Annotated in this window: 3 protein-coding genes; all 3 read left to right on the top strand. The window is 61.7% G+C overall.

Translation table 11 applies throughout. The features are described from left to right. Window positions 1-588: 588 nt before the first annotated feature. Window positions 589-1395, top strand: a complete 807-nt coding sequence (locus ACFWUY_RS40825) for a carboxypeptidase-like regulatory domain-containing protein (protein WP_384121898.1) — start codon at window positions 589-591, stop codon at window positions 1393-1395. Window positions 1396-2072: 677 nt separating this feature from the next. Next, a complete protein-coding gene (locus tag ACFWUY_RS40820; protein ID WP_384121896.1) occupies window positions 2073-3230 on the top strand; it encodes an RNA-guided endonuclease InsQ/TnpB family protein in 1158 nt (385 codons plus the stop codon). Between the two features lie 53 nt (window positions 3231-3283). After that, window positions 3284-3756, top strand: a 473-nt coding sequence (locus tag ACFWUY_RS40815; RefSeq protein ID WP_384121894.1) for an IS701 family transposase, incomplete at its 3' end; no start/stop codon positions are given.

Genomic DNA, 3756 nt, shown 5'->3' with positions numbered 1-3756 from the left:
GGCGCAGGGAACTCCGGCGCTTCGCGCCTTCGGGTCAAAGGATGCGTTTCCCTCCCCGGCTGAAGCCGGGGATACCCACGCAAGATCAGGAATGGCCGACCTACCCGTCGCAGTTCCTCCACCCGCACTCCCACAAGGCAGGCTCTTCAAAGCGGCTACAGCCCTGGTCCAGGCGGCATGAGAGCCTGGCTTGCTGATGTCTTAGAAACACATCGTTGCTAGGGCAACAGGGTTCGATTCCCATGGGCAGAGTAACAAAGGCCGGTTACCTGCGTGCTCCGATGTAGCGGCGTACCTCGCATTGACCAAGGACATACTCACTCATGGTTACCGGTAAGTACTTCTCGATCTGCCGGTTTGATTACGGCCTGCGGAAATCCCCGTCGAGTTCCATCATGCAGCGTGTTACAGAGGATGCCAGCCGCCTACCTGGTACAAGTAATTCATACTCAAACGCCCTTGGATTCGCCGTCCTAGCAGCGACGCCATCACTCAGGAGGTAGCCTGCTGCCACTCCTGCACTCAGGTAGGTCGTCTTGCAATATCGTTCAGGGTTGGGATGCCATGATTAAAAGGGCTAGATCAGGCATGATCGCCGCCACCGCAATACTCGCTCTCTCTTCTTGTGAAGAGCCTGGCGGAGAGGTGTCAAGTATCGGAGGACAAGGCGTTGACAGATCTGCGGCAGTAAAGCCTCAAACGTTGACAGGGAGAGTCACGACAGTCGACGGAAAGCCGCTAAAAGGTGTGAAAGTATACGCTGGAAACCCTCTATGGGACAGAGCCTACGTCGCCGGCGGGAAGACCACTGCCACGGACGAAGAGGGAAGCTATACGATTCCAGAGTTGCGAAGCAGTCAGGTATACAAGACTTTCGCCTGGATGCCTCTTAAGTACAGAGGAAAAGATTTCTGCCTCCGCGTCTCCCCTGCCACACCTGAAGGGTACACCGAATTCCCGGGAAGTAAAGGAGCCGTACGGGATTTCACATGGAAGCTTCACGGGAAGATTCAAGATAGCTCCGAAGAGGGATATTACGGAGGCTCGATACAGATATTTCCGAACTTCACTGACGGAAACTATAAGGGGAAGGTTGAACTCCAACTAACTCCCACTTCGCTACTGGCAGACGGAAGTCACGGAAATCCCCTAAGCAGAATAGCTAACCTTGGCCCCAATATGGCTCTTGATATCCCCTTGGGGGCGTATAAAGTTTCAGCGACTCGCATCAAGGAAGACGGAACCAGAGCACCTCTAAAAGTGGGAACCTCCTCCTCTCCTTCGGCTTCTCGTTACGCAAATATAGAATTCGAACCCGAGTATCAACTTGCCTGCAAGGCGGGGCCGGGAAATTCGAGCGGAATCGCAAGAGCCTATTTGAATGTCATGGGGTAGCGCAGCACGCCAACTGCCTCCAGTCAAGGAAACCCTTCAATCCAGCAGTGCGGGGATCCCACGGGCCCGGCGGGTGATGACCCACCATGCGCGTAGTCGACTCGTTCGCGTGCCGAAACCGAAGGCCGCACCGGGCGAACGAGCTTGATCGCGCGGCTGATGCCCTCACTCCGATCCCACCAGCGGTCCACAATGGCGGGAAAGGTACGCACTTCCGGGCTATCGGCGTACGCGCACCAGGTGAGGAACTTGTAGTGGTGCCTGAGCCGATGCGGTGGCGATCGACGCCGGTAGGAACGGCACCTTGTTCGCGAACTCATGACACGGAAACGGGTGGACACCATGGTGGTGTAAGGCAGGCCGGCAGAGTGCGACCCACGGCAGGTGGCTGACATGTCGATGGCGACGTGCCGAATGTTCTTGCGCCAGGCCAGCACGTCGGCGACGGTGCGGCCGTTGGCCTGGCCGAGTAGCCCAGCATGGTGGTGTGCGTCGACGTGCTGGTGCTCCAACAGCCCCTGGATAGGTTTCACCTGATTTTCTAGCCAGGAAGCCCGGGGCTTCATCCCCGGGAGGAATGGCTTTCTCGGGGCGGAGCCGCGCAACGGCGGAGTTCTCTTCGCTGTGTCTGGACGGAAAGTTGATACCCCGTCATCAGCCGTACTGGGGTGTTCTGTGTGAAGATCGTCGCGCAGGTGAAGCTGTTGCCTGTGTCCGCGCATGACGCGGACGTCCTGGCGGCGACCCTGCGTGCCTGCAACCGGGCCGCGAACGCGGTGTCCGAGGTGGCGTTCGCCAAGGATCTCAAGCGCAGGGATGTGTTGCAGGATGCCGTCTATCACCGGGTCAAGGCCGACTTCGACCTCGGGGCGCAGGCGGCGGTGCGCACGGTCAAGAAGGTGTGCGACGCCTACGCCATACTCAAGGGCAATATGAAGGCCGGGAACCTCGGCTCGGAAGGGGCAAAGCGCCGCATCCGTGCGGAGTCCAAGCCGATCGTGTTCCGTGAGAACGCGGCCCAGCCGTACGACGACCGGATCCTGACGTGGAACCTCGACCGGCGGACGGTGTCCCTCTGGACGGTCGCCGGTCGGATCAAGCACATACCGTTCGTCTGCCCGCCCGAGGCGATGAAGCTACTGGCCTCCCGTAGGGGAGAATCCGATCTGGTGATGCGGGAGGGCATGTTCTTCCTGATCGCCACCATCGACATCACCGAACCGCCCGTGTCCGAGCCGGACGGCTTCCTCGGCGTGGACCTCGGCATCGTCAACATCGCCACCACCTCGGACGGCGAGATCATGGCCGGGCGCAGGCTCAGCCGGTACCGCAAGCGGCACCGCGACCTGCGGGCCAAGCTGCAAAAGAAGCGCACCAAGTCCGCCAAGCGCGTCCTGAAGCGTGTCCGTCGCCGGGAGGCCCGGCACGCCGCGAACACCAACCACATCATCGCCAAGCAGCTCGTCGCCACCGCTGAACGCACCTCGCGCGGGATCGCCCTGGAAGACCTCTCGGGCATCCGGCAGAGGGTCACGGCCAAGAAGGACCAGCGGGCACGACTGCACTCCTGGGCATTCGCCCAGCTCGGCGCGTTCGTCGAGTACAAGGCACGCCGGACAGGTGTCCCCGTGGTCCACGTGGACCCGCGCAACACCTCCCGGCAGTGCTCGAAGTGCCGGCACACCCACCGCACGAACAGGGTGGATCAAGCACGGTTCGTCTGCCGGTCCTGCGGGACCGTCCTGCACGCGGACCACAACGGCTCCCGCAACATCGCCCACCGGGGCGAGGCTGTGTGGAAGCGGGGCGCGGTCAACCGCCCCAGTACGGCCTAGTACTGCAACGGTTCTTGTCGTGACGGTTTAGCAGGCAACTCGTTGGTCTGGTCATGGGTGGGGTTCTGGTTGATGCCCGGTCGTGGGCGGATGAGTTGAAGGCTCTGCATGAGCGGTTCGTGCACCGTTTCGCCAGGTCGGAGCCGCGTGAGTCGGCGCTGGCCTATATGCGGGGGCTGATAGCTCCGCTGGAGCGGAAGAACGGCTGGACGCTGGCCGAGGAGGCCGGTCATGCGGGTCCGGACCGGATCCACCGGCTGCTGAACCGGATCGACTGGGACGCGGACGAGGTCCTGGACGATATCCGGGACTACGTGATGGAGCATCTCGGTGACCCCGAAGCGGTGCTGATCGTCGACGACACCGGCTTCCTGAAGAAGGGGATGCGGTCGGCCGGAGTCCAGCGGCAATATTCCGGGACCGCGGGCCGCACGGAGAATTGCCAGGTCGGGGTCTTCCTCGCCTATGCCGCCGGCCGCGGCCGCACGCTGATCGACCGCCGCCTCTACCTGCCCACCTCCTGGAC

It is taken from the genome of Streptomyces sp. NPDC058664 (assembly GCF_042716635.1).
In the GTDB taxonomy this organism is placed as follows: Bacteria; Actinomycetota; Actinomycetes; order Streptomycetales; family Streptomycetaceae; genus Streptomyces.
Note: the sequence above shows the minus strand (reverse complement) of the source record. Positions and strands in the feature narration are given on the sequence as shown.